The sequence below is a fragment of the Mycolicibacterium bacteremicum genome (genome assembly GCF_002086115.1).
Taxonomy (GTDB): Bacteria; Actinomycetota; Actinomycetes; order Mycobacteriales; family Mycobacteriaceae; genus Mycobacterium; species Mycobacterium bacteremicum.
Genome location: NZ_MVHJ01000001.1, coordinates 240,386 through 266,004, shown reverse-complemented (window position 1 = coordinate 266,004; position 25,619 = coordinate 240,386). Strand labels below are relative to the sequence as shown.

Below are 25,619 nucleotides of genomic sequence, written 5' to 3'. Positions count from 1 at the left end.
CGTGAGGCTTGGCGCAGCGGTCACGTCGTGGCCGGTTTGTCCTCGCTCAGCAACTCCGCGTGCATGTCCTCCAGCGAGACGCCCTTGGTCTCGCGCACCCACCTGGTCACGAACACGAACGACAGCACCGCACACAGCGCGTAGAAGCCGTAGGCCAGGCCGAGGTGGTCGCGCAACTCTGGGAACGTCACGGTGATGGCCCAGTTGGCTGCCCACTGGCCGGCGGCGGCCAGACCGAGCGCCGCGGCGCGGATCCGGTTCGGGAACATCTCGCCGAGCAGCACCCAGACGACCGGTCCCCACGACATGCCGAAGGCGACCACGAAAAGGTTGGCGGCGATCAGTGCGATCACCCCGGACGCCCCGGGCAGGCTGGGGGTGCCGTCGGGGTTGACGGTGGCGTTGGCGAAGATCACCGCCATGGTGGCCAGCGTGACCGCCATGCCGGCCGATCCGATGAGCAGCAGCGGTTTGCGGCCGATCTTGTCGATCAGGGCGATGGCGATCAGGGTTGTCAGCACGTTGATCACCGAGGTGATCACGGTGTAGACCGCCGACTCGTCGGCGCTGAAACCGACCGCCTGCCAGAGCACATTCGAGTAGTAGAAGATGACGTTGATGCCCACGAACTGCTGGAAGATCGACAGGCCCAGACCGACCCAGACGATGCCGTAGACGCCGCCGGTCGGCTTGCGCAGGTCACGCCAGGACGGCTTGTCCTCGCGCTCCAGGGTGTCCTGGATGCGGGTGATGGTGATCTCCAGGTTCTTCTGCCCCAGCAGCATGCTCAGCACCCGGCGCGCTTCCGGAATCTTGTGGCTGGCAACCAGATACCGGGGTGATTCCGGGATGGTGTAGGCCAGCGCGCCATACAGCACCGCGGGCACCGCCATCGCCAGGAACATCCAGCGCCAGGCATCCAGGCCCAGCCACAGCACCTCGTTCGGGCCGCCGGCCGCCCACTGCAGCAGCCAATTGACGGCGAACGAGGCGAAGATGCCCAACACGATCGCCAGTTGCTGTAGCGATCCGAGCCGGCCGCGGATCTGCGGCGGTGATGTCTCGGCGATGTAGGCCGGCGCGATCACCGATGCGACACCGACCCCGATACCGCCGACGACGCGGAACAGCACCACCGTCCACACATCGTGTGCCAGGCCGGTTCCGAACGCGCTGATCAGGAACAGCACCGCGGCGATCTTCATGACCGCGATGCGGCCGATCCGGTCGGCGATGCGGCCCGCGGTCATCGCCCCCAGTGCGGCCCCCAGCAGTGCGGAGGCGACGGCGAATCCCAGTTCGGCGTTGCCGATACCGAAATCCTCCTGGATGGAGCTGACGGCACCGTTGATCACCGCGCTGTCGTAGCCGAAGAGCAGGCCGCCCAGCGCGGCGACCGTTGCGATCCGCACGGCGGTGCGGCCCGAGCTGAAATTCGAATCGTCATCGAGGAACGATGCCTCGTCCCCTCCGACCGGACCGTGCGTCATCGGTTCGTCCTTCCGCAGCAGACAGTGATGCGTGACACTTCACGATGGCACATACCCTGGCCCGGCCGGACGCGAAACCGCCGTGTTGACGGTGGGTTCGTGCCGATTGTTCGCTCAGTGCGCGAGCAGCCGCTCCCCCGTCGCGGCATCGAAGAGGTGCTCGCCGCCCGGTCGTACCCGCACGGTGACCGCGGTGCCCGGTGCCGGAGCACCGCCCCACCGGGCCATCACGGTCGCCTCGACGACGGCGGTCAACCGGTGGCCGCCGATCGTGACGATGACGACATAACGCGGCCCGAGTAGTTCCACGAGGTCCACCCGGCCGGCGCCCGCCCCATCCGGTTCGACCACGAGATCCTCTGGCCGGACCCCCAACACGATGTCACCGGCAATGCTCGGATCGACTGGGCAGGAGGCGTCGGACCGGAAGATCCCGGCCAGTGCCCGGCCGGGTACCAGGTTCATGCTCGGTGACCCGATGAATCCGGCGACGAAGGTGTTGGCCGGTCGGCTGTAGAGCTCCTCGGGAGTGCCACGCTGGGCTATCCGGCCCGCCTTCAGCACGACCAACTGATCGGCGATGGTCATCGCCTCCTCCTGGTCGTGTGTCACATAGAGCGCGGTGATCCCGGACTCCTGTTGCAGCCGGCGGATCTCCGAACGCAGTTCGACACGCAACTTGGCGTCGAGATTGCTCAGCGGTTCGTCGAACAGGAACACCGACGGCGTGCGCACCAGCGCCCTGGCGATCGCGACCCGCTGCTGCTGCCCGCCGGAGAGCTGGCGCGGCTTTCGATCCAGCAACTCCGATATGCCGACCCGCTCGGCCGCCTGCTGCGCCCGTGCGGCCGCCTGCTCCTTGCCGACACCGGCATTGCGCAGTGGGAAGGCGATATTGCGCGCGACACTGAGCTGCGGATACAACGCGTAGTTCTGGAAGACCATCGCCACATCGCGCTGCTTCGGCGTCACCGCAGTGACATCACGCCCGCCGATGTGCACCGTGCCGGCATCGGCCGATTCCAGCCCCGCCACGATCCGCAGGGTGGTCGACTTGCCGCAGCCAGACGGGCCGACCAGCACGGTCAACGAGCCCGCACGCAGCGCCAGATCCAATCCGTCGACGACGGCGCCGCCGCCGAAACTCTTGCTCAGATCCCGTATCTCGACGGACTTGCCGGTGGCCGGTGCGCTCATTTGGTGGCCCCCGTTGCCAGTCCACCCACCAGGAAGCGCTGCGCCGCCAGCGCGAGCACGTACACCGGCAGGATTCCGAGTAGTCCGGCGGCGGCCTGCTGCCCGAACTGGACGTTACGGTCGCCTTGGAACAGCGACAGGCCGACGGTCAATGTCTGACTCTCCTTTGTGACGGCAAGATAGACGGCGAACAGGAAATCGTTGTAGGACAGGAAGAACACCACCAGGAACGCGGCGATCACGCCGGGCCACAGCAACGGCAGCACTGCTTTGACGAACGCACCGGCCACCGACAATCCGTCGATGACGGCGGCCTCGTCGATCTCGACCGGGATGCGCCGCACGAAACCGTCGAGCAGCCAGGCCGCCACCGGGACGTTGGCGACACCGTTGACGATGATCAACCCCACCACGCTGTTGGTCAGGCCCACGCTGCGTAACAGGAAGAACAACGGGATGACCGCCACGATGGGCGGGGCGCAGTAGGCAGCCAACAACACCGTCAGCAACCGCTCCCCGCCGAAGCGCCGCGCCGTGAAATAGGCCGTCGGCGTGGCGATTAGGACCGCGAGCGCCGCCGCGCCCAGCGCCGACACCCACGAATTCTGCAGCATGGTGCCCAACGCGATGGTGTCGAACACCGAGGTGAAGTTGTCCAGTGTCCATGCGCCGGGAAACAGGCTGGAGTTCAGCACATCTGAGGCCGGCCGGACCGCCAGCGACACCAGATAGCCGACCGGCACCAGGGTGACCAGCACCACCAACGCCAGCGCGGACCGGATCAGCACCTGGCGGGTCATGGCTGCTCGGCCTTCACGCTGCGCGCCCGGGCCGCCGTGAGCACCGTCGCCACCGCGCCTACCACCAGGGCGAACACCAATGTCTGTGCCGCCGCCGTTCCCATGTCGAAGCTCCCGCGCAACCCGGTCTGGTAGATCAGGTACGGCGCCAGTGTGGTCGCGAAACCGGGCCCGCCCGAGGTGATGACGACGATCAGGTCGAACACCCGGTATCCGATCACCAGCTCGAGAACCAGCACCGCCCACGCGGTCGGCGCGACCGCTGGCCAGGTCACGGTCACGAAGGTTCGCCACGGTCCGGCCCCGTCGATGCGGGCCGACTCCTGCAGCTCGGGCCGCACCACCCCCAGCGCGGCGAACAGCACCAGCACCGCGAACGGCGTCCACTGCCAGATGTGGATTCCCAGCAGCACCAGATACGCACCCAGCCCGGAACCCAGCGGGTTCGCCCCGGCGAATCCGGCCGCGGCGAACACCTCGGCCAGTCCCCCGCCGGCCGGTGCCAGCAGTAGTTTCCAGGCCACTCCGATCAGCACCGGGGCGGTGACCAACGGCAGCAACAGCAATGCCCCGACGGCACCGAACCGGGTACCGCGCGCACGCAGCAACACGGCCAGCACCATTCCGAGGCCGGTGGTCACCACCGTGGCCAGGACGGCGAACACCGTCGAGCGCCACAGCGAGGGAACGAACGCCGGCGATGAGAAGGCGGTACCGAAGTTGGCCGACCCGGTGAAGGCGCGCAGCGGATTCCCCAACGACGAGTCGGTCACCGCCAGGGCGATCAGGTACCCGGTCGGATAGACCAGGAACAGCACCAGTCCGGCGACGGCAGGCAACGCCAGCCAGGTCGGGACGCGACGGATCATGTCGCGGCGCTCTCCCAACTGCGCTGCGCGTTCTCCAGGGACTGCTCGACGGTCTGGGTACCGTCGATCGCGAGCGCCAACTGATCGACCAGATCCTGCAACAACTTCGGGGCGCCCTTACCCTTCGGCCACACCAGCGGATCACCGTGCAGCCCCTGCCGGATCGGTCCGACCGCCGCGGTGACGACCTCGGCGTATCCCTCGGAGTCGAGTACCTCGCCGCGGACCGGATCGATACCTGCTCCCGCGGTCGATGACACCGCCAGGTTCTGCGGCGCGGCCGTCGCCCAGTTCAGGAACGCCGCAGCGGCATCCTGGTTCTTCGACGCAGTCGAGATGCCGAGCCCGAAACCCGCATCCAAGGCGGTGCGCGGCGTGGTATTGGATCCGCCGACGGGCAGCGACACCGCGCCCCAGCGGCCGGCGATCTTGGACGCCGCCGGATCCTCTGCACGCAGTGCCATATCGGTCCAGGTGTCCAGCAATGCTCCCTGGCCGCTCAGGAACGACTGGTTGGCCTGGTCGAACCCGACCTGCAGTGGAGTCGGCAGCGCCGCGGGCGCCACGTCGACCAGATGACGCAGCGCGGCGATCGACGCCGCGGAGGTCAGATCCGGCTTGCCGTCGGCGGTCAGCAGGTTGCCACCGTAGCCGGTGAGCCGGTTGATGTAGGAGCAACCCAGGATCATCGGAACCTGTTGCCCGGACACGATGGCCCCGTACGCCGCGCCCCGGGCGTCGGTGGTGATCTTCGCAGCGACCTCGTCGTACTCGTCCCAGGTGCGTGGGGGCTCTACCCGGTAGCGCTCCAGCAGTTCGGAATTGAAGAACAGGATGTGGACGTCTCCGTCGTAGGGCAACCCGTAGCGACTGTCGTCGAGCAGGGTGTACGGGTCGTAGATCGAGGGCAGGTACCCATCGACGGCGATGGCGTCGCCGTTGTTGTCGATCCACTCGGTGAGGTCGACCAGCGCGCCGGCGTCAACCAGATCCCCGAGACCGAAGTAGAAATAGTCGAAGACATCGAATTCACCCGTGCCGCTTTGCACATCGAGGATCTGCTTGCTGGTGAGCTGATCGTAGGGCGCAGCGGTCACCTCGAGCGTGCCGCCGGTCTCCTTGTTCCAGGCGGGCGCCAGGATGTCGCGGAACGAAGTGACGTGCGGCTGGTTCACCAGCAGCTTCAGCGTCACGCCGGCGAAGGAACCCGAGACCGGTGCGGTCTTCGGCAGAGCGGTGGTGCTGCCCGATGAGCCGCAGGCAGCAAGCGTCGGGCCGAAGACGGCGGCGCCACCGGCGAGACCGAGTAGTTGCAGTGCGCGTCGACGCGTGAGGGGGTGGTTGATCACAGCGTTCGAAGGTACGAATCAGCACCCGGTCCCGGCGAGGTAAAAACTCAGCACGATCATGAGCATTGCCGGGCAGAACGCAAATTCAGGCGCTGCGTTCGTCCCAGGTGCCGGCCACGTCGCAATAGACGGCCCGCAGATCGCCCACATCGAGCCCGGCCAGTGTTTCGACGTGCCGGCGGCGCGGCCCGCCGGGGACCTCGATCTCGTTCGGGACGACCAGCACCGCGCACCCGGCCGCCTCGGCCGCGGTCGTTCCGGTCACCGAGTCCTCGACGGCCAGGCACTGCGCCGGGTTCATGCCCAGCAGGTCCGCTGCGCGCAGGTAGGGGTCCGGGGCGGGCTTGCCGGTGGGCACCTCGTCCCCGCAGACCGTCACGGTGAAGTGGTCTCGGCCGATGCTGTCGAGCGCCTTCTCGGTCAACCCACGCCGGGTGTTGGTGACCAGGGCCATGGTGACACCGGCGCCGGACAGCGCCTCGAGCATTTCCCGGGCCCCTGCGCACCACGGCAATCCCTGGGCGAACAGTTGCCCGACACGGTCGTGCATCCAGTCCGCGGTGGCGGCCATGTCGGCCGGGTCGGGCCGCAGACCCAGGTCGGCGTAGACGATCTTCATGACCGAGTCCGCGGACCCGCCGATCGTGGCGGTGCGCACCTGCGGCGACAACACCCGGCCGTGGCGGCGGTACAACTCCTGGATCGCGATGTCCCACAGCTTTTCGGAGTCGACGAGCGTACCGTCCATATCGAACAAAACGGCCCTCAACTCTGCAGGCATGCACCCATTGTCTCATCGCCGCTGGTGCCGGGCGAAATTCAACCGCGCCCAGCGTGACCGGCTGCCCGACAAGACGATTCTGTGACCGGGCACACCCGGCCCGCCGACCGATTCGGATGCACCGTCCGATCACGCTGGGGGGCAACGGTTGTCCGTGTCGGCTCAGTCCTCGGGGTTGTAGCCCAGGTTGGGCGCCAGCCAGCGTTCGGCCTCCTGCAGGGTCCACCCCTTGCGCTTGGCGTAGTCGGCGACCTGGTCCTGGGCCAGCCTGCCGACGACGAAGTACTGCGACTGCGGATGCGAGAAGTACCAGCCGCTGACCGCGGCACCCGGCCACATCGCCATCGACTCGGTCAGCTCGATGCCGGTCCGCTTCGTCACGTCCAGCAGCTCGAACAGGGTCTCCTTCTCGGTGTGCTCCGGGCAGGCCGGGTAGCCCGGCGCCGGCCGGATCCCGACGTACTTCTCGCCGATCAGCTCCTCGTTGTCGAGGTGCTCGTCGGGCTGGTAGCCCCAGAACTCCTTGCGCACCCGCTCGTGCATCCGCTCGGCGAACGCCTCGGCGAGCCGGTCGGCCAGCGACTCCAGCAGGATCGCGCTGTAGTCGTCGTGGTCGGCCTTGAACTCGGCGATCTTGTCCGCGCTGCCCAGGCCCGCGGTGACGGCGAAGGCACCGATATGGTCGGCCGACCCGGTGTCCTTCGGCGCGACGAAGTCGCCGAGGCTGCGGTTGGGGATGCCGTCGCGGTGCTCACCCTGCTGGCGCAGGTTGCGCAGCGTGGTCAGCACCTCGGTGCGGGTCTCGTCGGTGTAGACCGCGATATCGTCTCCGACCGCGTTCGCCGGGAAGAAGCCGATGACCCCGTTGGCGGTCAGCCACTTCTCCTTGATCGCGGTGTCCAGCATCTGCTGGGCGTCGTCGTAGAGCTTGCGGGCGGCCTCGCCCGACGCCGGATTGTTCAGGATGTCCGGGAAGCGGCCCTTCATCTCCCAGGCGTTGAAGAACGGCTGCCAGTCGATGTACTCCCGCAGCTCGGCCAGGTCGTAGTCGAGAAACTCACGCACCCCGAGGCCCTGGGCAGGCACCGGCGGGGTGTAGCCGTCCCACTCGATCGGCGTGCGGTTGGCGCGCGCCTTCTCCAGGGTCACCATCGGCCGCTCGTTCTTCTGGGCGTGCCGCTCGCGCAGGGACGCGTAGTCCTTCTCGGTGGCCTCCAGCAGTGCCGGCCGCTGCTTGTCGTCGAGAAGTGCGGCGGCGACCGGGACCGAACGCGAGGCGTCCTTGACCCACACGACCGGACCGCTGCGCCGCGGTGACACCTTGACCGCGGTGTGGGCGCGCGAGGTGGTGGCGCCGCCGATCAGCAGCGGGATCTCCAATCCCTCGCGTTCCATCTCGACGGCAAAGTTGACCATTTCGTCCAGGGACGGCGTGATCAGACCGGAGAGCCCGATGATGTCGGCGTTGTGCTCCTTGGCCGCGGCCAGGATCTTCTCGGCAGGCACCATCACGCCGAGGTCGATCACCTCGTAGTTGTTGCACTGCAACACGACACCGACGATGTTCTTGCCGATGTCGTGGACATCGCCCTTCACCGTGGCCATCACGATGGTGCCGTTGGTGTCCTTCGAGGCCCTACCATCCCCCGTCGCTTCGCTCGCCCCGGCGGCGGCCGCGATCTCTTCCTTCTCCGCCTCGATGAACGGCAGCAGGTAGGCGACCGCCTTCTTCATCACGCGGGCCGACTTCACCACCTGCGGCAGGAACATCTTTCCCGAGCCGAACAGGTCGCCGACGACATTCATGCCGTCCATCAGCGGACCCTCGATCACCTCGATCGGTCGGCCACCGGCCGCGGCGATCTCGGCGCGCAGTTCTTCGGTGTCGTCGTCGACATGCGCGTCGATGCCCTTGACCAGCGCGTGCGTGATCCGTTCCCGCACCGGCAGCGAGCGCCACTCCGCCGCCGCGGGGTCTTCGGACTTCTCGGTCTTGTTGAACCGCTCGGCGATCTCCAACAGCCGTTCGGCGGCGTCCTCGCGACGGTTGAGCACGACGTCCTCGATGCGGTCCCGCAGTTCGGGGTCGATCGAGTCGTACGGCACCAGCGCGCCGGCGTTGACGATGCCCATGTCCAGGCCGGCCTTGATGGCATGGAACAGGAACACCGCGTGGATGGCCTCGCGGACCGGGTTGTTACCGCGGAACGAGAACGAGACGTTGGAGATACCGCCGGAGATGTGCACCCCGGGCAGGTTCTCCTTGATCCAGGCGCAGGCCTCGATGAAGTCGATGCCGTAGGTGGCGTGCTCCTCGATACCGGTGGCCAGCGCGAAGCAGTTCGGGTCGAAGATGATGTCCTCGGGCGGGAACCCGACCTGCTCGGTCAGGATCCGGTAGGCGCGCCCGCAGATTTCCTTGCGGCGCTCCAGGTTGTCGGCCTGGCCCTGCTCGTCGAAGGCCATCACGACGACGGCGGCGCCGTATTTGCGGCACAGCCGGGCCTCCCGGATGAACTTCTCCTCGCCCTCCTTCATGGAGATCGAGTTGACGATCGGCTTGCCCTGCACGTTCTTCAGGCCCGCCTCGATGACCTCCCACTTCGAGGAGTCGATCATCACCGGGACGCGGCTGATATCCGGCTCGGCGGCGATCAACTTGGTGAACCGGTCCATCGCGGCGACGCCGTCGATCATGCCCTCGTCCATGTTGATGTCGATGACCTGCGCACCGACCTCGACCTGCTGCAGGGCGACCGACAGCGCGGTGTCGTAGTCCTCGGCCTTGATCAGGTTGCGGAACCGCGCCGAGCCGGTGATATTGGTGCGCTCACCGATGTTGACGAACAGCGAACCGTCGGTGATGTTGAGCGGTTCCAGGCCCGACAGCCGGGTTGCCACCTCGATCTCCGGCACCTCGCGCGGCGGCTTTCCCTCGACGGTCTTGGCGATCTCGGCGATGTGCGGCGGCGCGGTGCCGCAGCAGCCGCCGACGAGGTTGACCAGCCCGGCGTCGGCGAACTCGGCGATATAAGAGGCCTGACGCTCCGGGGACTCGTCGTACTCACCGAAGGCGTTGGGCAGCCCGGCGTTGGGATAGCAGGAGACGTAGGTGTCCGCGATACGCGCCATCTCGGCGATGTAGGGCCGCATCTCCGGGGCACCCAGGGCGCAGTTGAGACCGACCGCCAGCGGTTTGGCGTGCCGGATCGCGTTCCAGAAGGCCTCAGTGACCTGGCCGGACAGGGTGCGGCCGGACGCATCGGTGATGGTTCCGGAGATGATCACCGGCCAGCGCCGTCCGCGCTGCTCGAACAGCGTCTCGACGGCGAAGACCGCGGCCTTGGCGTTCAGCGAGTCGAAGATCGTCTCGACGATGATCAGGTCGGAACCACCGTCGACCAGGCCGTTGGCGGCCTCCAGGTACGCGGCGACCAGCTGGTCGTAGGAGACGTTGCGGGCGCCCGGGTCGTTGACGTCGGGTGAGATGGACGCGGTACGCGTGGTGGGTCCGATGGCGCCGGCGACGTAGCGGGGCTTGTCCGGGGTGCTGAACTCATCGGCGGCCTTGCGCGCCAGCGCGGCACCGGCGTAGTTGAGCTCGTAGGCCAGGTCGACCATGTCGTAGTCGGCGAGCGAGACCGCGTTCGCGTTGAACGTGTTGGTCTCCAGGATGTCGGCACCCGCCTCGAGATACTCGTGGTGGATCGCCTCGATGATCCGCGGCTGGGTCAGGTTGAGCAGGTCGTTGTTGCCCTGCAGCGCGGTGGGCCACTCGGTGAACCGGTCGCCGCGGTAGCCGGCCTCGTCGGGCCGGTCGCGCTGGATCGCCGTGCCCATCGCGCCGTCGATGACCATGATCCGCTGTTTGAGGGCGGCCGTGAGGTCGGCGGTGCAGTCCGGGCGGATGTTCGGCGTGAAGCCGCTCGACGCAGCGGTGCTCGTCTCGACTGCGCCGGATTCAACAGCGGTCACGTGCACTCCTTCCATGGCGGAAGGCGTCCTTGACTCTGCCGAGCGTGGCGGATGCCGAGGGGAACCGATCTCCCCCGAGCAACCGTTGCAACGCCTCTCGACGATCAAAAGTCTACGTCGTCACGCTGACGACGTCTCCGACGCCCATCTCGTCGCCGCGATCGACCCGTACCGGGGCCCACCGGGCAATACCGCCGCCATCGTGGTTAACCAGATTGCCGCCGAACGTATTTCGGGGCATGCGGCCGGTCGGCCGGCATCGTCGACGGCCATGTGAACAGGATAATCGGCGCGACCAAATCGATTTGCGACGCGCCGGGGCCGAACCGCGGATCCGACGTCCGTTCGCCACGCGGCCTGCCGGGGCTCATGACCGCCGCGCAGGGCTTACGCTGGCAGTGTGACACCTTCGGATGCGAGCGGACCCGGCCTGCCGGAACTGCAGAACACGGTCGTCGTCGCGGCCTTCGAAGGCTGGAACGACGCCGGTGACGCGGCCAGTGGCGCGCTGGAGCACCTGGACTCCATCTGGGAGGCCGAGACCATCGTTGAGATCGACGACGAGACCTACTACGACTATCAGGTCAACCGCCCGGTGATCCGGCAGATCGACGGGGTGACCCGTGAGCTGGTGTGGCCGTCGATGCGGATCTCGCACTGCCGCCCGCCGGGTAGCGACCGCGACATCGTGCTGATGCACGGCGTCGAACCCAACATGCGGTGGCGCACCTTCTGTTCGGAGCTGCTTGCGATCGCCGACAAGCTCAACGTGGACACCGTGGTGATCCTGGGTGCGCTGCTGGCCGATACGCCGCACACCCGGCCGGTCCCGGTCTCCGGTGCCGCCTACTCGGCGGACTCGGCGAAGTTCTTCGGTCTGGAGGAGACCCGGTACGAGGGACCGACCGGTATCGCCGGGGTGTTCCAGGACGCCTGCGTGCAGGCCGGCATTCCCGCGGTGACGTTCTGGGCGGCGGTGCCGCATTACGTCTCGCAGCCGCCGAACCCGAAGGCCACGGTGGCGTTGTTGCGCCGGGTGGAGGATGTGCTCGACATCGAGGTTCCGCTGGCGGATCTGCCGGCCGCAGCCGAGGAGTGGGAGCAGGCGGTCACCGAGATGACGGCCGAGGACGACGAGATCGCCGAGTACGTGCAGTCCCTGGAGGAGCGTGGCGACGCCGAGGTCGACATGAACGAGGCGCTCGGCAAGATCGACGGGGACGCGCTGGCCGCGGAGTTCGAGCGGTATCTGCGCCGGCGCGGCCGCTGAGCGGCCAAATCCAGCCCGGCCGCTGAGCGGCCACATCCAGCCCGGCCGTCAGTCCTCCAGCGCCTCGGTGCGTGCGCTGAGCGAGCGGCCCAGCCCGGCGACCTCGGCATCCAACTGCGGCAGCAGTTCCGGGGTGAACCGGCGGATATCGCGTTCGGCGACGGTGGTCGACACCACCGGCCGGACCCAGCGGAACAGGCCGACCCAGTTCGGGCAGTAGATCCGTTTGCTGCGCCGCTCGATACCGCGGACGAACGCCGCGCCGCAGGCCTGCACCGTGGTCGTCTTCTTCAGCGGCCCGGGCATCCGGGTGAGCATCTCGCGGAAGGTGGACAGGTCGGCCTTAGCGTCCTGCACCAGCGGGGTGTCGATCCAGCTCATGTGGGCGCACCCCACGTCGACGCCGCGGTGTGCCACCTCCAGGCGCAGGGTGTTGGCGAAGTACTCGGCACCGGCCTTGGAGGCGTGGTAGGCGGCCAGCCCGGGTGCGGAGGTGAACGCTGCCAGCGAGGACACCACCAGCACGTAACCGCGGCGTTCGATGACCGCGGGCAGGGTCGCCCGGACGGTGTTGAACACCCCGATGATGTTGACGTCGACGACCCGCCGGAACGCGTCGGGGTCGACCTGCAGCACCGAACCGAAGCTGGCGATGCCCGCGTTGGCGACCACGATGTCGATTCCGCCGAACCGGGCGACGGCGGCCTCGGCGGCCTTCTGCATCGCGGGCAGATCCCGCACGTCGGCCAAGGCGGTCAGCACATGGGCCTCGCCGCCGAGTTCGGCGGCCAGTTCGGTCAGCGGTGTTTCGTCCAGATCGGTGAGCACCAGTTTCGCGCCCTTGCGGCGCAGCCGGCGGGCCAGTTCGGCTCCGACGCCGCGCGCTCCCCCGGTGATGAAGACGACCTTGCCGTGCAGTGAGCTCATGGCCGTCAACGTACTCGTCGGCTACAGCGCCACACCCAGCAGCGCGTCGGTCAGGTCGGCGACCAGCCGCGGTGCCGCGGTGTCGCTGCCGCCGTAGGTGGTCGCGTCGGTACACCAACCATCAATGGCGGCAAGGGCTTTAGGGGTGTCGAGGTCGTCGGCCAGATATCCGCGAACCCGGTTGAGCAGGTCGGTGGCATCGGGTCCGGCGGGCAGCGCCGCCGCCGCCCGCCACCGCTGCAGCCGGTCCTGTGCCTCCCGCAGGACGTCATCGCTCCAGAACCGGTCCGCGCGGTAGTGCCCGGCGAACAGGCCGAGCCGGACCGCGGACGGATCCACCCCGTCGGCCCGTAACCGGGACACCAACACCAGATTGCCCCGGCTCTTGCTCATCTTGTGGCCGTCCCACCCGATCATCCCGGAGTGCACGTAATGCCGGGCGAAGCGGCGCTCCCCGCTCGCGGATTCGGCGTGCGCGGCCGAGAACTCGTGGTGCGGGAAGATCAGGTCGGAACCGCCGCCCTGGATGTCGAGTCCGGTGCCGATGCGGGTCAGCGCGATCGCGGCACACTCCACGTGCCACCCCGGGCGACCGGCACCGAACGGCGAGGGCCAGCTGGGCTCGCCGGGACGCTCGATGCGCCACAGCAGCGCGTCGAGCGGGTCGGCCTTGCCGGTGCGGTCCGGGTCGCCGCCGCGTTCGGCGAACAGCCGCGACATCGTCTCGTGGTCGTAGCCGGATTCGTAGCCGAACTGCACGGTCGCGTCGGCGCGGAAGTAGACATCGGGATACCGGGCATCGTCGACGATGTAGGCGGCGCCCGCGGCCAGCATCTTCTCGACCAGTTCGATCACCTCGGCGATCGCGTCGGTGGCGGCGACATAGTCACGCGGCGGCAGCACCCGCAACGCGGTCATGTCCTCGCGGAACAGCTGGGTCTCCCGGTCGCCGAGTTCGCGCCAGTCGATGCCGTCGCGGGCCGCACGTTCGAACAACGGATCGTCGACGTCGGTGATGTTCTGTACGTAGTGCACGTCGTGGCCGGCGTCTCGCCACACCCGATTCACCAGGTCGAACGTCAGATAGGTGGCCGCGTGGCCCAGATGGGTCGCGTCGTAGGGGGTGATCCCGCAGACGTACATGGTTGCGGTCGGCCCGGGCGCCACCGGGCGAACCTGCCGGTCGGCGGTGTCATAGAGCCGCAGCGGCACACCGGTGCCGGGCAACGTGGGAACGGTCGGCGCCGGCCAGGACTGCATGACGTCGACTCTAAAGTGTTCGCTCACCTGTGCCCTCCGGTGGATGTGGCTTCCGCCAGGAACCGACAAGTTCGACGGCAGGTTCATTCCCGCCCGCCCTCAGAAGGCGGACCGGATGACCTCGAGCAGCGGCCCGGCCAACTCGGGCCGGCACATGAGCAGATCCGGCAGATACGGGTCGCGGCGGTTGTACACCAGCGGTGCGCCGCCCAGTCGGGTGGCGTGCAAGCCGGCGGCCTGCACCACGCCGGCCGGGGCCGCCGAATCCCATTCCCATTGCCCACCTGCGTGGATGTAGGCGTCCACATCACCGCGGACGACGGCCATCGCCTTCGCGCCGGCCGAGCCGATGCGCACCACCTCGATGTCCATCTGCTCGCGCAGCCACCACAGCACCGCTGGGGGACGGTATGTGCTCGCGGTGATCCGAATGGGTCCGGGCCGCCGTGGCGGCGGCGGGGTGACGGTGTCGGTGCGGTACACCTGGCCCAGCGCAGGCAGTCCCACGGCGGCATCGGTGATGGCGCCCTGGTCACCGGTCGCCGCCGGAGCGGCTCCGGCAGCGTGACCGTGCCGCTGCCACAGCGCGATGTGCACCGCCCAATCGGTGTGCCCGGGCATCGAGAACTCCCGGGTGCCGTCGACCGGGTCGACGATCCAGACCCGGTCGGCGTGCACCCGGGACAGATCGTCGACCGCCTCCTCCGACAGCACAGCGTCGCCGGGGCGCAGCTCGGCGAGGCGCTTGAGGATCAGGGTGTTGGCGCGCCGGTCGCCGGCATCGCCCAGATCGTAGGAGTCATAGAAGCCGACCTCCTCCCGGACGGCGAGCAGCAGTTCCCCGGCTTCGGCGGCCACCACGGCGGCCACGTCGGCGTCGGTCTGCGCAGCGGAAGTCACGCCCATCAGTATTGCCTGGCGTCGTCGGCCCGACGGGTCCGGTACCCGCGCCTAGAAGGCCGGCCACGGGATCGGGCGGTGCCGGTCCGGTGATGGCATCACCGGATCATCGAGCAGCGCAACAATTCTGGCGTTCAGCGCGGCGACCTCGCGGGTGGTGATGTGTTCGCGCAGCTGTTCGCCGAGCCCGTCGCGCATGCGGACCCCCAACTCGGCGACGGCGGTGAGCAGATCGTCGTCGACGGGTTTGCCCGCCCAGCCCCACAGCACGGTGCGCAACTTGTCCTCGGTGTGCAGCGTCACACCGTGGTCGACACCGCGCACCCGTCCGTCCACCCCGGCCAGGATGTGGCCGCCCTTGCGGTCGGCGTTGTTGATCAGCACGTCGAACACCGCCATCCGCCGCAGCCGGTCGTCATCGGCGTGCACCAGGGTCACCGGATCCCCGGCCTGGTCATAGGCCTGCAGGATGGCCAGGTAACCGGTGGGCAGCGGCCCGGCCGGCACCAGGTCCACCAGATCCAGGCTGTCGTCGTCGGGCTCCGGGACGTCGGTCAACCCGTCACCGGGCTGGTCGACCCACAGCTGCACCATGCCCGCGCCGGCGGGACCGTCCCGAATCACGGTGTGCGGCACGATCTCCCAGCCCAGCGCATCCGACACCAGATAGGCGGCGCGTTCCCGGCCGGCCAGTGTGCCGTCGGGAAAGTCCCACAGTGGCGCCTCACCGGCGACCGGCTTGTAGACGCAGTGCACGCTGCGTCCGGCCGCTGTGGATTCGCACAGGAACGTCGCGTTGCTCGCCGAGCGGATACGGCCGATGACGCTGAGTTCACCGGTGGTCAGCAGCTCGGCGACATCGGCGTCAGAAGGGCGGTTCATCGTCTGTCCCGCCGAAGGCGCCGCGCCGATACCCGTTGGTGCGCACGCAGATGTGGCCCTCGGGATCGAGTGGTTCGTCACACAACGGGCACGGCGGCCGACCCGCGGAGATGACGCGGTTGGAGCGCGTCGCGAACTCGCGGGCCGATTCCGGCGACAGGAAGACCCGGACGGCATCGGGCCCGTCCTCGGCGTCGTCGAGCACCACCGAGGCGTCGAACTCGGTGTCCGACACCGCCAGCAGTTCGACCACGACCGTCTGCGCCTCGGAATCCCAGCCCAGGCCCATGGTGCCCACCCGGAACTCGGCGTCCACCGGCATCTCCAACGGGTGCAGGTCGTCGATTTCGCCGGTGTCCGGCGGGATCGGGGTGCCGAAGCGCCGGTTGATCTCCACCAGCAGTGCCGAGATGCGCTCGGCCAGCACGGCGACCTGCTGCTTCTCCAGCATCACCGACACCACTCGTTTGTCGTGGACGGCCTGCAGGTAGAACGTGCGGTTCCCGGGCTGCCCGACGGTCCCGGCCACGAAGCGGTCGGGTGAGCGGAAGACGTGAATTGCGCGGGCCATGGCACCTTTCAAAATAGCCGGTAGTGGCGCGACTCAATCGGTGGAGCCGCCGACAACCGCGTCACCGGCTGGTGCGGCGGCCGGCTTGGCGCTCAACGCGGCGGTGAGCCCGTCACCGGTGTGGTTGACGTGCAGCACGAACGGCCGGGTGTCGGTGTAGCGGATGACGCTCATCGAGGCCGGGTCGGCGGTGATGCGCTGAAAGCTGTCCAGATGGGTGCCCAATGCGTCGGCGAGCACCGATTTGATGACGTCGCCGTGGGTGCAGGCGATCCACAGTGCATCGCCACCGTGTGTCTCCGACAGCTGCCGGTCGTGTTCGCGGATCGCTGCCACGGCGCGGGCCTGGACCTGTGCCAGCCCCTCGCCCTCGGGGAAGACGGCCGCGCTCGGCTGGGCCTGCACCACCTTCCACAACGGCTCCTTGAACAGTTCGGAGATCTTGCGTCCGGTCCAGGCCCCGTAGTCGACCTCGATGATGCGGTCCTCCACGACGGGTTCGATGCCCAGCGCGGCAGCCAGCGGGGCCACGGTGTTGGCACAGCGCAGCAGCGGTGAGCGCACGATGGCCTTGACCGGCAGATCCCCGATCCGTGCGACCACGGCCTGGGCCTGCTCGCGGCCCCGGTCGTCGAGGTCGACACCCTCGGAGCGGCCGGCCAGCGTGTGCGCGGTGTTCGAGGTTGAGCGGCCGTGCCGCAGCAGGATGACGGTCACGGGCGGTTCCTCGCGGTGGGCGGGATCATCAGGCGGCCAGCACCCCGGTGCCCAGCAGGGCCAGCACCACGACGCCGAGGATGATCCGGTAACCGACGAACCAGTACATGCTGTGGTTGACCAGGAATTTGAGGAACCAGGCGACCGCGGCGTAGCCGACCACGAAGGCGATGACGGTGCCCAGCACGATCTGCGCGACGGTGGCGCTCATGCCGGTGGTGCCCGGTTCGAAGACGTGCCGCAGTTCGTAGAGCCCCGACCCCAGCACCGCGGGAATGGCCAGCAGGAAGCCGAACCGGGCCGCGGCTTCGCGTTTCTGGCCGAGGAACAGCCCGGCGCTGATCGTGACACCGGACCGCGACACACCCGGAATCAGTGCGAGCGCCTGTGCCGAGCCGATGATCAGACTGTCCCGCCAGGTGAACTGCTCGATGGCGCGGGTCTGCTTGCCCAGGTACTCGGCCGCGGCGATGACGAACGAGAACACGATCAGCGCGGTCGCGATGATCCAGAGGTTGCGGATGTCGTCACGGATGAAGTGCTGCAGCGTGAAGCCGAACACCCCGATCGGAATGGTGCCGATGATCACCCACCAGCCCAGCCAGTAGTCCGGTGTCCGGCGGTCGGGATGGCGCAGGCCGCCGAACCAGGCGGTGAGGATACGGCCGATGTCGCGGGCGAAATAGATCAGCACCGCCACCTCGGTGCCGATCTGCACCACCGCGGTGAACGACGCGCCGGCATCACCGCCGAAGAACGCCTCGGAGACGATGGCGAGGTGGCCCGACGAGGAGACCGGCAGGAATTCGGTCAGTCCCTGGACCACGGCAAGCACGACGACCTGCAACCACGACATCTCAACCATGGACATCTCTAACCATGGGCATCTCTAACCACGGGAATCTCTAACCACGCGGACGACCGTACCGTGGGCCTCGGGTCAGCGCGGTGCGCGCACCGGCTCCGCTCCGGCGATCGCGTCCCGCACGGTGGCGGCTACGCTGCGCTCATCGGTGACATCGATGTCGATCAGGCTGCGTGTCGAGCGGGCGATGATGTCCTCGTGCTGCGGGACGGGACCGCTCAGCCGGGGCCGGTACACCTCGACGACCAGGCTGGAGCGGTCCTCGACGTGAAAGGAGAAGCTGCGGCCGTCGCCGAGCGTGCCGAACCCGCTGGCGTGTACGCCGGTCGAGACATGCTCGATGGCAAACTCTGCTGCCAACAGTTCGGTTTCCGGCGCCAGTGCCATAGCTCGCACCATACCCACAAATTGACGTTTACGTTCCACTTGCCAAACTTTGCGCAAAGTTTGAAAGCGGAAGCACGATGAATACGGAATGAGGAGTTCTGAGGGGCCATTGAATACGAAATCCGCATTTCGGGTCCGGACCGCTTCTGCATTGGCGCTGGTTGTCGTCACCGCTTCGGCATGCTCATCGTCACCGGTCGATTCGCCACCACCGACCATTCCCGTCGCGACGCCGGCCGTCTCGCCACCGGTCAGCGGGGCTGTCGACGGCACCGTGACGCCATTGGCCGGGCCCGCTCTGGCCGCCGCCTTCGATATCCGTACCGCCTCGCTGGTCGTGCTGGGCCCGGCCGACCGCCTCACGGTGGTACCGACGACCGGTCCGGTGCGCACCGTCAACCTCCCCGCCGCGGCCACCGCGCTCACCGGTGACGGGTCGGGAACGCTGTGGCTGTCCACCCGGGGCGGCTATCTGCGGGTCAATATCGCCGTCGGCGCCGCCACCCCGGTGGAGGTCGACGGTCAGGGCGACACCGAATTCACCGCGATCGCCCGCCACTACGGCGGCGGCCTGGTCCTCGGCAGCGCCGACGGCGCGGTGTACACGCTGAGCTCGGACACCGAGGTCGGCGCCACCCTGAAGAATTTCGCCCGCGTCGATGCGCTTGTCACCGACGACGATTCGATCGTCGCGCTGGACCGGGGCCAGACCTCGGTGACCGAGATCGACGCCGACGGGACGGCCCAGGAACAGGCACTGCGGGCCGGTGAAGGCGCCACCTCGATGGCCGTCGACCCGGCCGGGCGGGTACTCGTCGTCGACACCCGCGGCGGAGCGCTGCTGGTCTACGGCACCGAACCGCTGATCCTGCGCCAGCGCTACCCGGTTCCCGACACGCCATACGGGGTGGCCGGGTCCCCGACGCTGGCCTGGGTGTCACAGACGGCGAGCAACACCGTCGTTGGATACGATCTGGCGACCGGAATTCCCGTCGAGAAGGTGCGTTATAGAACTGTGCGGCAACCCGACATCCTGGCCTTCGACGAGAACGCGGACACGCTCTACGTGGTGTCGGGCGCCGGCGCCGGGGTGCAGGCGATCAAGGGGGCGAGCAGGCCATGACGACAGTGGCACGTGGACGGATGCCGGCCGGCTGGGCCGGTGACCTCTCCGACGAGTACGAGTGGGTGCCGCTGAAGCTGCCGCCGGACGTCACCCGGCTGTCGGCCTCGGTGCGGTTGTCCATCGAGGCGCAGTACCGCGGCTGGGAGCTGACCAGGGTCCGGCTCTACACCGACGGTAGCCGCCGGGTGTTGTTGCGCCGCAAGAAGACGACGCTCGGAGAGCAGCCCGCCCTGTGATCTACCGCCTGCTGCGGCGGGGATTCTTCCTCGTCGCGCCCGAACGCATCCACGCCTTCGTCTTCGCGGTCCTGCGATTGGCCGCCGCGGCCGGCGTGAGCCGCCGGATGCTGGCCCGCCGGCTGGCGCCTGCCGATCCGATCCTGGCCAGCACCGTGTGGGGCGTGCGTTTCCCCGGCCCGCTCGGGCTGGCCGCCGGTTTCGACAAGGACGGTCACGGTCTGCAGACCTGGGGCGCGCTGGGATTCGGCTATGCCGAGATCGGCACCGTCACCGCCGAAGCGCAGCCGGGCAACCCCCGGCCGCGGATGTTCCGGCTGCCCGAGGATCGCGGCCTGCTGAACCGGATGGGTTTCAACAACCGGGGTGCCGCCGCGTTGGCGCAACAGCTGGGCGGGCACACCGCCGATGTGCCGATCGGGGTGAACATCGGCAAGACCAAGGTCACCCCGGCCGAGCGGGCCGTCGAGGATTACGTGACCAGCGCGCGGCTGGTCGGGCACCTGGCTTCCTACCTGGTGGTGAACGTGAGTTCGCCCAACACGCCGGGTCTGCGCGATCTGCAGGCGGTGGCCTCGCTGCGGCCGATCCTGGCGGCGGTCCGCGAGGTCGCCACGGTGCCGGTGCTGGTGAAGATCGCACCGGACCTGTCGGATTCCGATATCGACGACATCGCCGATCTCGCGGTGGAATTGGGGTTGGCCGGCATCGTGGCCACCAACACCACGGTGTCCCGCGACGGGCTGCGGACCCCGGGCGTCGAAGCGCTGGGCGCCGGCGGGGTGTCCGGCCCACCGGTGGCGCACCGTGCCCTGGAGGTGCTGCGCCGGCTGTATGCGCGCGTCGGTGACAGGCTGGTGCTGATCAGCGTCGGCGGTATCGAAACGGCCGATGACGCCTGGGCTCGTATCCTGGCCGGGGCATCACTGCTGCAGGGCTACACCGGATTCGTCTACGCCGGCGGCCTGTACGCCAAGCAGATCCACGACGGGCTGGCGCGCCGGCTGCGCGAGGGCGGCTTCGCCTCGCTCTCGGAGGCCGTCGGCGCCGAAACCTCCTTCACCTGACGGCGAGCGTGCGCGTCTGCGGGCAACTCGCCGATCAGTCGGCAGAGTCCACGCACGCTCGCAGCCAGTCGGCGGCTACTTCTGCTCGTAGGTGTAGTGCAGCACGGCACGGGCGATCGCCTGGCCGAACAGGTTGAAGCCCAGATAGGCCGGGGTCGCGCCGTCGGGCAGCTCCAGCGACTCGACGGGCAGCGCGTGCACGGCCACGTAGTAGCGGTGCGGGCCGTGCCCGGCCGGCGGCGCGGCACCCAGGAAGCGCTTGATGCCGGCGTCATTGGTCAGCGTCACCGCGTTGCCGGGCAGCGGGTCGCCGTTCCCGGCGTCGGCGGGCAGCGAGGTGACCGAGGCGGGTAGATCGGCGACGGCCCAGTGCCAGAACCCGGACAGGGTGGGCGCGTCGGGGTCGTACACGGTGATCGCGAAGCTGCGGGTCTCCTCCGGGAAGCCCGACCAGCTCAGCTGCGGTGAGACATCGTTACCGCCGGCGCCCATGATGCCGCTGACCTGATCGTTGCCGGCGGGCTGGCCGTCGGTCACCGTCTCAGACGTCAGCTCGAAGGTCGGCAGCGTGGGCAGGTTGGCGTACGGGTCGGTGGGCATATCGGCCTTTCTCGTCGTCAGCAGTGGGTCGGACTGATCAGCAGTGGGTCAAGAAATGTTCGAGCACCTCGGTGCCGAACTGTAATGCGTCCACGGGTACCCGCTCATCGACGCCGTGGAACAGCGCGGCGAAATCCAGATCCGGCGGAAGCCGCAGCGGGGCGAATCCGAAGCACTGAATACCCAACCGGGAGAACGCCTTTGCATCCGTCCCGCCGGAGAGCATGTACGGCACGATGCGGGCTTCCGGATCGACGGCCAGCAGCGCGTCGTTCATCGCGTCGACCAGGTCACCGTCGAAGGTCGTCTCGACCGAGGGCAGGTCACGCTCCCAGGTGCGCACCACGTCGGGCCCGATGAGCTCGTCGACCTCGCGTTCGAAAGCGGCCCGCCGCCCCGGCAGTACCCGGCAGTCGATGACCGCCTCGGCGGTCGCCGGAATCACGTTGGCCTTGTAACCCGCCTTGAGCATCGTCGGATTGGCGGTATCGCGCAGGGTCGCCCCGACGATGCGGGCGATATCGCCGAGCTTGGCGATGGCGCCCTCCAGATCGGGTGAGTCCACGTCGAATTCGTACCCGGTTTCCTCCGAGACGGCCTGCAGGAACTGCGCCACCGGTTCGGTGAGGACCAGGGGAAACCGGTGCCTGCCGAGTTTGGCGACGGCCTCGGCCACCGTCGTGACGGCGTTGTCCTGGTGCACCATCGAGCCGTGCCCGGCCCGGCCGCGCGCGGACAGTCGCATCCAGGCGATGCCCTTCTCGGCGGTCTCCACCAGGTAGAGCCGACGTTCGCCGCCGTGGCGCGACGGCACGGTCAGCGAGAATCCCCCGACCTCGCCGATGGCCTCGGTGATGCCCTCGAACAAGTCCGGCCGGTTGTCGACGAGCCATTGCGCGCCGTAGGTGCCGCCGTGTTCCTCATCGGAGACGAAAGCGAACACCAGATCGCGCGGGGGCACGATGTTGGCGCGTTTGAAGTGCCTGGCGACGGCGATCATCATGCCGACCATGTCCTTCATGTCGACCGCGCCGCGGCCCCAGACATAGCCGTCCTTCACCGCGCCGGAGAACGGGTGCACGCTCCAGTCGGCGGGCTCGGCGGGCACGACGTCGAGGTGACCGTGGATCAATAGGGCCCCGCGGTCCCGGTCGGCCCCGGGCAACCGGGCGAAGAGGTTGCCGCGACCGGGGGCGGCCTCGATGTACTCGGTGCGGTAGCCGACCTCACGCAGCCGATCCCCCACCCACTGGGCGCAATCCGCCTCCCCGCGCGTGGTGGCCGGATCTCCGGTGTTGGAGGTGTCGAAACGGATCAGGGTGCTGACGAGGTCGACGACCTCGTCAGCGGCGCTCGCCGGGGTGGTCACAGTGTCCATTCGTACCACCGGAGCGGCCGTTTGGGACGTCCGGGTCGACCCGCGCCACCGCCTGGTTTGGGTCCGGCCGCCCCTATCCGTTAGCCTTAGTCGCTCCTCGCCGACGGCGCGGAGCAATGTCCGAGTGGCGGAATGGCAGACGCGCTAGCTTGAGGTGCTAGTGCCCTATTAACGGGCGTGGGGGTTCAAGTCCCCCCTCGGACACACGTTCTTCTTTCAACCGATCAACTCCGCCAAGCGTTCTGCGGCGCCGCTACCGGGGACGGGTAGATACGCCACGATCTGGATGTCCGGTGCGTCCGCCGGAGTGAGTTGATGGTGCTCCAGCAGCAACTCACCCACCCGGGGGTGGAAGAAGCGGCGCTCCCGGGAGGCGAACCGCTCGATGCTGCTGGCCTGCCAGCCGGCCCGGAAATGCTCACTGTCGGCGAACAACCGGTCGATGAGCTCGGTGTAGACCGGCTCGCCGACCCGCGGACCGGCCTCGGCACGGAACTCGGCGAGGAAGCGCCGGCTGTCGATCTGCCAGTCCGGCAACAACTCTCGGATTGCGGGGTCCAGGAACACCAGCCGCAGCAGGTTGCGGTCCGCGGCGGGTGTGGTCTGCACGTTCGGGTACAGCGCGGCATAGGCGCGGTTCCAGGCGACGATGGTCCAACTGGGCCCGATGGCGAAGGCTGGATATCCCGATAGTGCGTCCAGGAAGCGCTGGATGTGCGGTGGTGGCGGGCCGGTCACGTCGCCGGCGCTGGGCGTCGCGCGGTAGCCGCCGAGGGCCAGCACGTAATCCTGTTCGGCCGGTGACAGACGCAGCGCGCGGCCGACGGCGTCGAGCACCTGTTTGGACGGGTTGATCTCGCGGCCCTGCTCGAGCCAGGTGTACCAGGTGGCGCTCACCCCGGACAGCACCGCGACCTCCTCACGGCGCAGGCCGGTGGTACGCATCCGCGGGGTCGCCGGGAAGCCCAGTTCTGCACGCGGTGCCGCTTCGCGGCGCGCCCGCAGAAAATCCCCGAGCGCGCTGCGCTGTCTGTTGCGTTTGTCCACGCTCACAGGGTAGTGGTGTCAGTACTAGTATCAGCAGCGTCTTCCCACGTAGACGCGGCGAATGGCACGGTGTGTGGCATGCCAGAGCTCAGATCCCGCACGGTCACCCACGGTCGGAACATGGCCGGTGCGCGCTCACTGCTGCGCGCCGCCGGGGTGGCGGGCTCCGATATCGGCAAGCCGATCGTCGCGGTGGCCAACAGCTTCACCGAGTTCGTTCCGGGACACACCCACCTGCAGCCCGTCGGCCGCATCGTCTCGGACGCCATCTCGGCCGCCGGGGGTGTGCCCCGCGAGTTCAACACCATCGCCGTCGACGACGGCATCGCCATGGGCCACGGCGGGATGCTGTACTCGCTGCCGTCGCGTGAGTTGATCGCCGACTCGGTGGAGTACATGGTCAACGCGCACTGCGCCGACGCGTTGGTGTGTATCTCGAACTGCGACAAGATAACTCCGGGGATGCTGATGGCGGCGCTGCGGCTGGACATTCCCACTGTGTTCGTCTCCGGCGGTCCGATGGAGGGCGGCACGGCCGTGCTCGTCGACGGCACCGTGCGCACCCGACTCAATCTGGTGTCGGCCATCGCCGATGCCGTCAACACCGACGTATCCGACGACGACATCGCGCGCATCGAGGAGGCCGCCTGCCCGACGTGCGGTTCGTGTTCGGGCATGTTCACCGCGAACTCGATGAACTGCCTCACCGAGGCACTGGGACTGGCCCTGCCCGGCAACGGTTCGGTGCTGGCCACCCACACCGCCAGGCGCGCGCTCTACGAGAAGGCCGGTACCACCGTCATGGACATCGTCCGGCGGTACTACGACCAGAACGACACCAGCGTCCTGCCGCGCGCGATTGCCACCCGCGACGCGTTCGACAACGCGATGGCACTCGATATCGCGATGGGCGGGTCCACCAACACCGTGCTGCATCTGCTGGCCGCCGCGCGCGAGGCCGGGCTCGACTACACCCTCAAAGACATCGAGAAACGCAGCCAGCTGGTCCCGTGCCTGTGCAAGGTCGCGCCCAACGGCCACTATCTGATGGAGGATGTGCACCGCGCCGGCGGCATCCCCGCCATTCTCGGTGAACTGTGGCGGGGCGGGCACCTGCACGAGACCGTGCATACCGTGCATGCGGAATCCTTGGCGCAGTGGTTGCGCGAGTGGGACATTCGCGGTGGCTCACCCAGTGCGCAAGCCGTCGAACTCTTCCACGCCGCACCCGGATGTGTGCGGTCGGCCACGGCGTTCTCGCAGTCCGAGCGGTGGGACAGCCTGGACACCGATGCCCAGAACGGTTGTATCCGCGACGTGGCGAACGCCTACTCCGCCGACGGCGGGCTGGCGGTGCTGCGCGGCAACCTGTCGGTGGACGGGTGCATCGTCAAGACCGCCGGTGTCGACGAATCCATCTGGAAGTTCTCCGGGCCCGCGGTGGTGCTGGAGTCCCAGGAGGACGCGGTGGACGCCATCCTGAACAAGCGGGTGCAGCCCGGCGATGTGGTGGTGATCCGTTACGAAGGGCCCAAGGGTGGACCCGGGATGCAGGAAATGCTCTATCCGACAGCCTATTTGAAGGGCCGGGGACTGGGGGCCCAGTGCGCGCTGATCACCGACGGCCGGTTCTCCGGCGGAACGTCGGGGCTGTCGATCGGCCACGTATCCCCCGAGGCCGCGGCCGGCGGTGCCATCGCGCTGGTGGCCGATGGCGACCTGATCACCATCGACATCCCGCACCGCAGTATCGAGGTGGATGTGCCCGACGAGGAGTTGGACCGGCGCCGCCGCGCGCTGGAGGCCTCCGGCGGATACCGACCGAAGGACCGCCAACGCACGGTGTCGCCGGCCTTGCGCGCCTATGCGGCGCTGGCATTGTCGGCCGACAAGGGCGCCGCGCGCGATATCGACGCCCTCTGACG

The 25,619-nt window shown here is 68.3% G+C and carries 24 protein-coding genes and 1 tRNA gene; 7 read left to right on the top strand and 18 right to left on the bottom strand.

The window, feature by feature from the left end:
* Positions 1–20: 20 nt before the first annotated feature.
* The 7 genes from BST17_RS01185 to metH all read right to left on the bottom strand — a co-directional run bounded on the left by BST17_RS01185 (position 21) and on the right by metH (position 10,476).
* Positions 21–1,490: a sugar porter family MFS transporter gene (locus BST17_RS01185; RefSeq protein ID WP_083054743.1), complete on the bottom strand. Its 1,470-nt coding sequence runs from the start codon at positions 1,488–1,490 to the stop codon at positions 21–23.
* Between the two features lie 114 nt (positions 1,491–1,604).
* A complete protein-coding gene (locus tag BST17_RS01180) occupies positions 1,605–2,687 on the bottom strand; it encodes an ABC transporter ATP-binding protein (RefSeq protein WP_083054741.1) in 1,083 nt (360 codons plus the stop codon).
* Positions 2,684–3,487, bottom strand: coding sequence for a carbohydrate ABC transporter permease (locus tag BST17_RS01175; RefSeq protein ID WP_083054739.1), 804 nt, complete (start codon positions 3,485–3,487; stop codon positions 2,684–2,686). Before BST17_RS01175 ends, BST17_RS01180 begins: the two co-directional genes overlap by 4 nt.
* Positions 3,484–4,356, bottom strand: coding sequence for a carbohydrate ABC transporter permease (locus BST17_RS01170; RefSeq protein ID WP_083054737.1), 873 nt, complete (start codon positions 4,354–4,356; stop codon positions 3,484–3,486). The genes BST17_RS01175 and BST17_RS01170 overlap by 4 nt, the downstream gene beginning before the upstream one ends.
* Positions 4,353–5,705, bottom strand: coding sequence for an ABC transporter substrate-binding protein (locus BST17_RS01165; protein ID WP_083054734.1), 1,353 nt, complete (start codon positions 5,703–5,705; stop codon positions 4,353–4,355). The genes BST17_RS01170 and BST17_RS01165 overlap by 4 nt, the downstream gene beginning before the upstream one ends.
* A gap of 85 nt (positions 5,706–5,790) precedes the next feature.
* On the bottom strand, positions 5,791–6,474 hold the full coding sequence (locus tag BST17_RS01160; RefSeq protein WP_083055251.1) for an HAD family hydrolase: 684 nt from the start codon (positions 6,472–6,474) through the stop codon (positions 5,791–5,793).
* Positions 6,475–6,648: 174 nt separating this feature from the next.
* Positions 6,649–10,476, bottom strand: coding sequence for a methionine synthase (gene metH, locus BST17_RS01155; RefSeq protein ID WP_109749943.1), 3,828 nt, complete (start codon positions 10,474–10,476; stop codon positions 6,649–6,651).
* On the opposite strand from metH, the gene BST17_RS28960 reads away from it, so the two are divergent.
* Entirely contained in the window at positions 10,475–10,738 is a 264-nt protein-coding gene (locus BST17_RS28960) for a hypothetical protein (protein WP_133053492.1), read from the top strand. The two genes, metH and BST17_RS28960, sit on opposite strands and share 2 nt — an antisense overlap.
* Positions 10,739–10,861: 123 nt before the next feature.
* Positions 10,862–11,731 (top strand): PAC2 family protein, encoded by an 870-nt coding sequence (locus BST17_RS01150; RefSeq protein WP_083054730.1) that lies wholly within the window; start codon positions 10,862–10,864, stop codon positions 11,729–11,731.
* Positions 11,732–11,779: 48 nt separating this feature from the next.
* Here BST17_RS01150 and BST17_RS01145 read toward each other — a convergent pair whose 3' ends face one another.
* The 8 genes from BST17_RS01145 to BST17_RS01110 all read right to left on the bottom strand — a co-directional run bounded on the left by BST17_RS01145 (position 11,780) and on the right by BST17_RS01110 (position 18,240).
* Complete coding sequence (locus tag BST17_RS01145) at positions 11,780–12,658, bottom strand: SDR family oxidoreductase (protein ID WP_083054728.1); 879 nt, start codon at positions 12,656–12,658, stop codon at positions 11,780–11,782.
* 21 nt (positions 12,659–12,679) lie between these two features.
* Complete coding sequence (mshC, locus tag BST17_RS01140; RefSeq protein ID WP_083054726.1) at positions 12,680–13,918, bottom strand: cysteine--1-D-myo-inosityl 2-amino-2-deoxy-alpha-D-glucopyranoside ligase; 1,239 nt, start codon at positions 13,916–13,918, stop codon at positions 12,680–12,682.
* A 99-nt stretch (positions 13,919–14,017) separates the two neighbouring features.
* Positions 14,018–14,824 (bottom strand): 3'(2'),5'-bisphosphate nucleotidase CysQ, encoded by an 807-nt coding sequence (locus BST17_RS01135; protein WP_083054724.1) that lies wholly within the window; start codon positions 14,822–14,824, stop codon positions 14,018–14,020.
* A 45-nt stretch (positions 14,825–14,869) separates the two neighbouring features.
* A complete protein-coding gene (locus BST17_RS01130; protein ID WP_083054722.1) occupies positions 14,870–15,700 on the bottom strand; it encodes an Rv2133c family protein in 831 nt (276 codons plus the stop codon).
* Positions 15,684–16,271 carry an Rv2134c family protein gene (locus tag BST17_RS01125; RefSeq protein WP_083054720.1) on the bottom strand — a complete coding sequence of 196 codons (588 nt, stop codon included), beginning with the start codon at positions 16,269–16,271 and terminating at the stop codon, positions 15,684–15,686. The genes BST17_RS01130 and BST17_RS01125 overlap by 17 nt, the downstream gene beginning before the upstream one ends.
* A gap of 33 nt (positions 16,272–16,304) precedes the next feature.
* Positions 16,305–16,988: a histidine phosphatase family protein gene (locus tag BST17_RS01120; protein ID WP_083054718.1), complete on the bottom strand. Its 684-nt coding sequence runs from the start codon at positions 16,986–16,988 to the stop codon at positions 16,305–16,307.
* Positions 16,989–17,016: 28 nt separating this feature from the next.
* Positions 17,017–17,844 (bottom strand): undecaprenyl-diphosphate phosphatase, encoded by an 828-nt coding sequence (locus tag BST17_RS01115; RefSeq protein ID WP_083054716.1) that lies wholly within the window; start codon positions 17,842–17,844, stop codon positions 17,017–17,019.
* An 84-nt stretch (positions 17,845–17,928) separates the two neighbouring features.
* The gene (locus tag BST17_RS01110) at positions 17,929–18,240 is read right to left on the bottom strand and encodes a hypothetical protein (RefSeq protein ID WP_083054714.1); all 312 of its coding nucleotides are present in this window, start codon (positions 18,238–18,240) and stop codon (positions 17,929–17,931) included.
* Between the two features lie 88 nt (positions 18,241–18,328).
* On the opposite strand from BST17_RS01110, the gene BST17_RS01105 reads away from it, so the two are divergent.
* The 3 genes from BST17_RS01105 to BST17_RS01095 are packed head-to-tail and all read left to right on the top strand — an operon-like array spanning position 18,329 to position 20,669.
* Complete coding sequence (locus tag BST17_RS01105; RefSeq protein ID WP_207573543.1) at positions 18,329–19,363, top strand: YncE family protein; 1,035 nt, start codon at positions 18,329–18,331, stop codon at positions 19,361–19,363.
* Positions 19,360–19,602 carry a DUF5703 family protein gene (locus tag BST17_RS01100; RefSeq protein WP_083054710.1) on the top strand — a complete coding sequence of 81 codons (243 nt, stop codon included), beginning with the start codon at positions 19,360–19,362 and terminating at the stop codon, positions 19,600–19,602. The genes BST17_RS01105 and BST17_RS01100 overlap by 4 nt, the downstream gene beginning before the upstream one ends.
* A complete protein-coding gene (locus tag BST17_RS01095; RefSeq protein ID WP_165762192.1) occupies positions 19,602–20,669 on the top strand; it encodes a quinone-dependent dihydroorotate dehydrogenase in 1,068 nt (355 codons plus the stop codon). Before BST17_RS01100 ends, BST17_RS01095 begins: the two co-directional genes overlap by 1 nt.
* Before the next feature lie 75 nt (positions 20,670–20,744).
* Here BST17_RS01095 and BST17_RS01090 read toward each other — a convergent pair whose 3' ends face one another.
* Together BST17_RS01090 and BST17_RS01085 are read right to left on the bottom strand one after the other, a co-directional pair.
* A complete protein-coding gene (locus tag BST17_RS01090) occupies positions 20,745–21,269 on the bottom strand; it encodes a YbhB/YbcL family Raf kinase inhibitor-like protein (RefSeq protein ID WP_083054706.1) in 525 nt (174 codons plus the stop codon).
* Positions 21,270–21,306: 37 nt separating this feature from the next.
* Entirely contained in the window at positions 21,307–22,647 is a 1,341-nt protein-coding gene (locus tag BST17_RS01085; RefSeq protein WP_083054704.1) for a M20/M25/M40 family metallo-hydrolase, read from the bottom strand.
* 118 nt (positions 22,648–22,765) lie between these two features.
* Between BST17_RS01085 and BST17_RS01080 the strand changes: the two genes are divergently transcribed.
* Positions 22,766–22,851: transfer RNA gene (locus BST17_RS01080), tRNA-Leu, on the top strand.
* A gap of 12 nt (positions 22,852–22,863) precedes the next feature.
* On the opposite strand, the gene BST17_RS01075 is transcribed toward BST17_RS01080, so the two are convergent.
* Positions 22,864–23,694 carry a helix-turn-helix transcriptional regulator gene (locus BST17_RS01075; protein WP_083055248.1) on the bottom strand — a complete coding sequence of 277 codons (831 nt, stop codon included), beginning with the start codon at positions 23,692–23,694 and terminating at the stop codon, positions 22,864–22,866.
* A 78-nt stretch (positions 23,695–23,772) separates the two neighbouring features.
* Between BST17_RS01075 and ilvD the strand changes: the two genes are divergently transcribed.
* Positions 23,773–25,617: a dihydroxy-acid dehydratase gene (ilvD, locus tag BST17_RS01070; protein WP_083054701.1), complete on the top strand. Its 1,845-nt coding sequence runs from the start codon at positions 23,773–23,775 to the stop codon at positions 25,615–25,617.
* Positions 25,618–25,619 lie beyond the last annotated feature (2 nt).

Excerpts from the sequence above, each read along its gene's own strand:
- BST17_RS01185 (WP_083054743.1), bottom strand. The coding sequence starts at position 1,490 with ATGACGCACGGTCCGGTCGGAGGGGACGAGGCATCGTTCCTCGATGAC.
- BST17_RS01180 (WP_083054741.1), bottom strand. The coding sequence starts at position 2,687 with ATGAGCGCACCGGCCACCGGCAAGTCCGTCGAGATACGGGATCTGAGC.
- BST17_RS01175 (WP_083054739.1), bottom strand. The coding sequence starts at position 3,487 with ATGACCCGCCAGGTGCTGATCCGGTCCGCGCTGGCGTTGGTGGTGCTG.
- BST17_RS01170 (WP_083054737.1), bottom strand. The coding sequence starts at position 4,356 with ATGATCCGTCGCGTCCCGACCTGGCTGGCGTTGCCTGCCGTCGCCGGA.
- BST17_RS28960 (WP_133053492.1), top strand. The coding sequence starts at position 10,475 with ATGGCGGAAGGCGTCCTTGACTCTGCCGAGCGTGGCGGATGCCGAGGG.
- metH (WP_109749943.1), bottom strand. The coding sequence starts at position 10,476 with ATGGAAGGAGTGCACGTGACCGCTGTTGAATCCGGCGCAGTCGAGACG.
- BST17_RS01145 (WP_083054728.1), bottom strand. The coding sequence starts at position 12,658 with ATGAGCTCACTGCACGGCAAGGTCGTCTTCATCACCGGGGGAGCGCGC.
- mshC (WP_083054726.1), bottom strand. The coding sequence starts at position 13,918 with ATGCAGTCCTGGCCGGCGCCGACCGTTCCCACGTTGCCCGGCACCGGT.
- BST17_RS01135 (WP_083054724.1), bottom strand. The coding sequence starts at position 14,824 with ATGGGCGTGACTTCCGCTGCGCAGACCGACGCCGACGTGGCCGCCGTG.
- BST17_RS01130 (WP_083054722.1), bottom strand. The coding sequence starts at position 15,700 with ATGAACCGCCCTTCTGACGCCGATGTCGCCGAGCTGCTGACCACCGGT.
- BST17_RS01125 (WP_083054720.1), bottom strand. The coding sequence starts at position 16,271 with ATGGCCCGCGCAATTCACGTCTTCCGCTCACCCGACCGCTTCGTGGCC.
- BST17_RS01115 (WP_083054716.1), bottom strand. The coding sequence starts at position 17,844 with ATGTCGTGGTTGCAGGTCGTCGTGCTTGCCGTGGTCCAGGGACTGACC.
- BST17_RS01110 (WP_083054714.1), bottom strand. The coding sequence starts at position 18,240 with ATGGCACTGGCGCCGGAAACCGAACTGTTGGCAGCAGAGTTTGCCATC.
- BST17_RS01105 (WP_207573543.1), top strand. The coding sequence starts at position 18,329 with ATGAGGAGTTCTGAGGGGCCATTGAATACGAAATCCGCATTTCGGGTC.
- BST17_RS01100 (WP_083054710.1), top strand. The coding sequence starts at position 19,360 with ATGACGACAGTGGCACGTGGACGGATGCCGGCCGGCTGGGCCGGTGAC.
- BST17_RS01090 (WP_083054706.1), bottom strand. The coding sequence starts at position 21,269 with ATGCCCACCGACCCGTACGCCAACCTGCCCACGCTGCCGACCTTCGAG.
- BST17_RS01085 (WP_083054704.1), bottom strand. The coding sequence starts at position 22,647 with ATGGACACTGTGACCACCCCGGCGAGCGCCGCTGACGAGGTCGTCGAC.
- ilvD (WP_083054701.1), top strand. The coding sequence starts at position 23,773 with ATGCCAGAGCTCAGATCCCGCACGGTCACCCACGGTCGGAACATGGCC.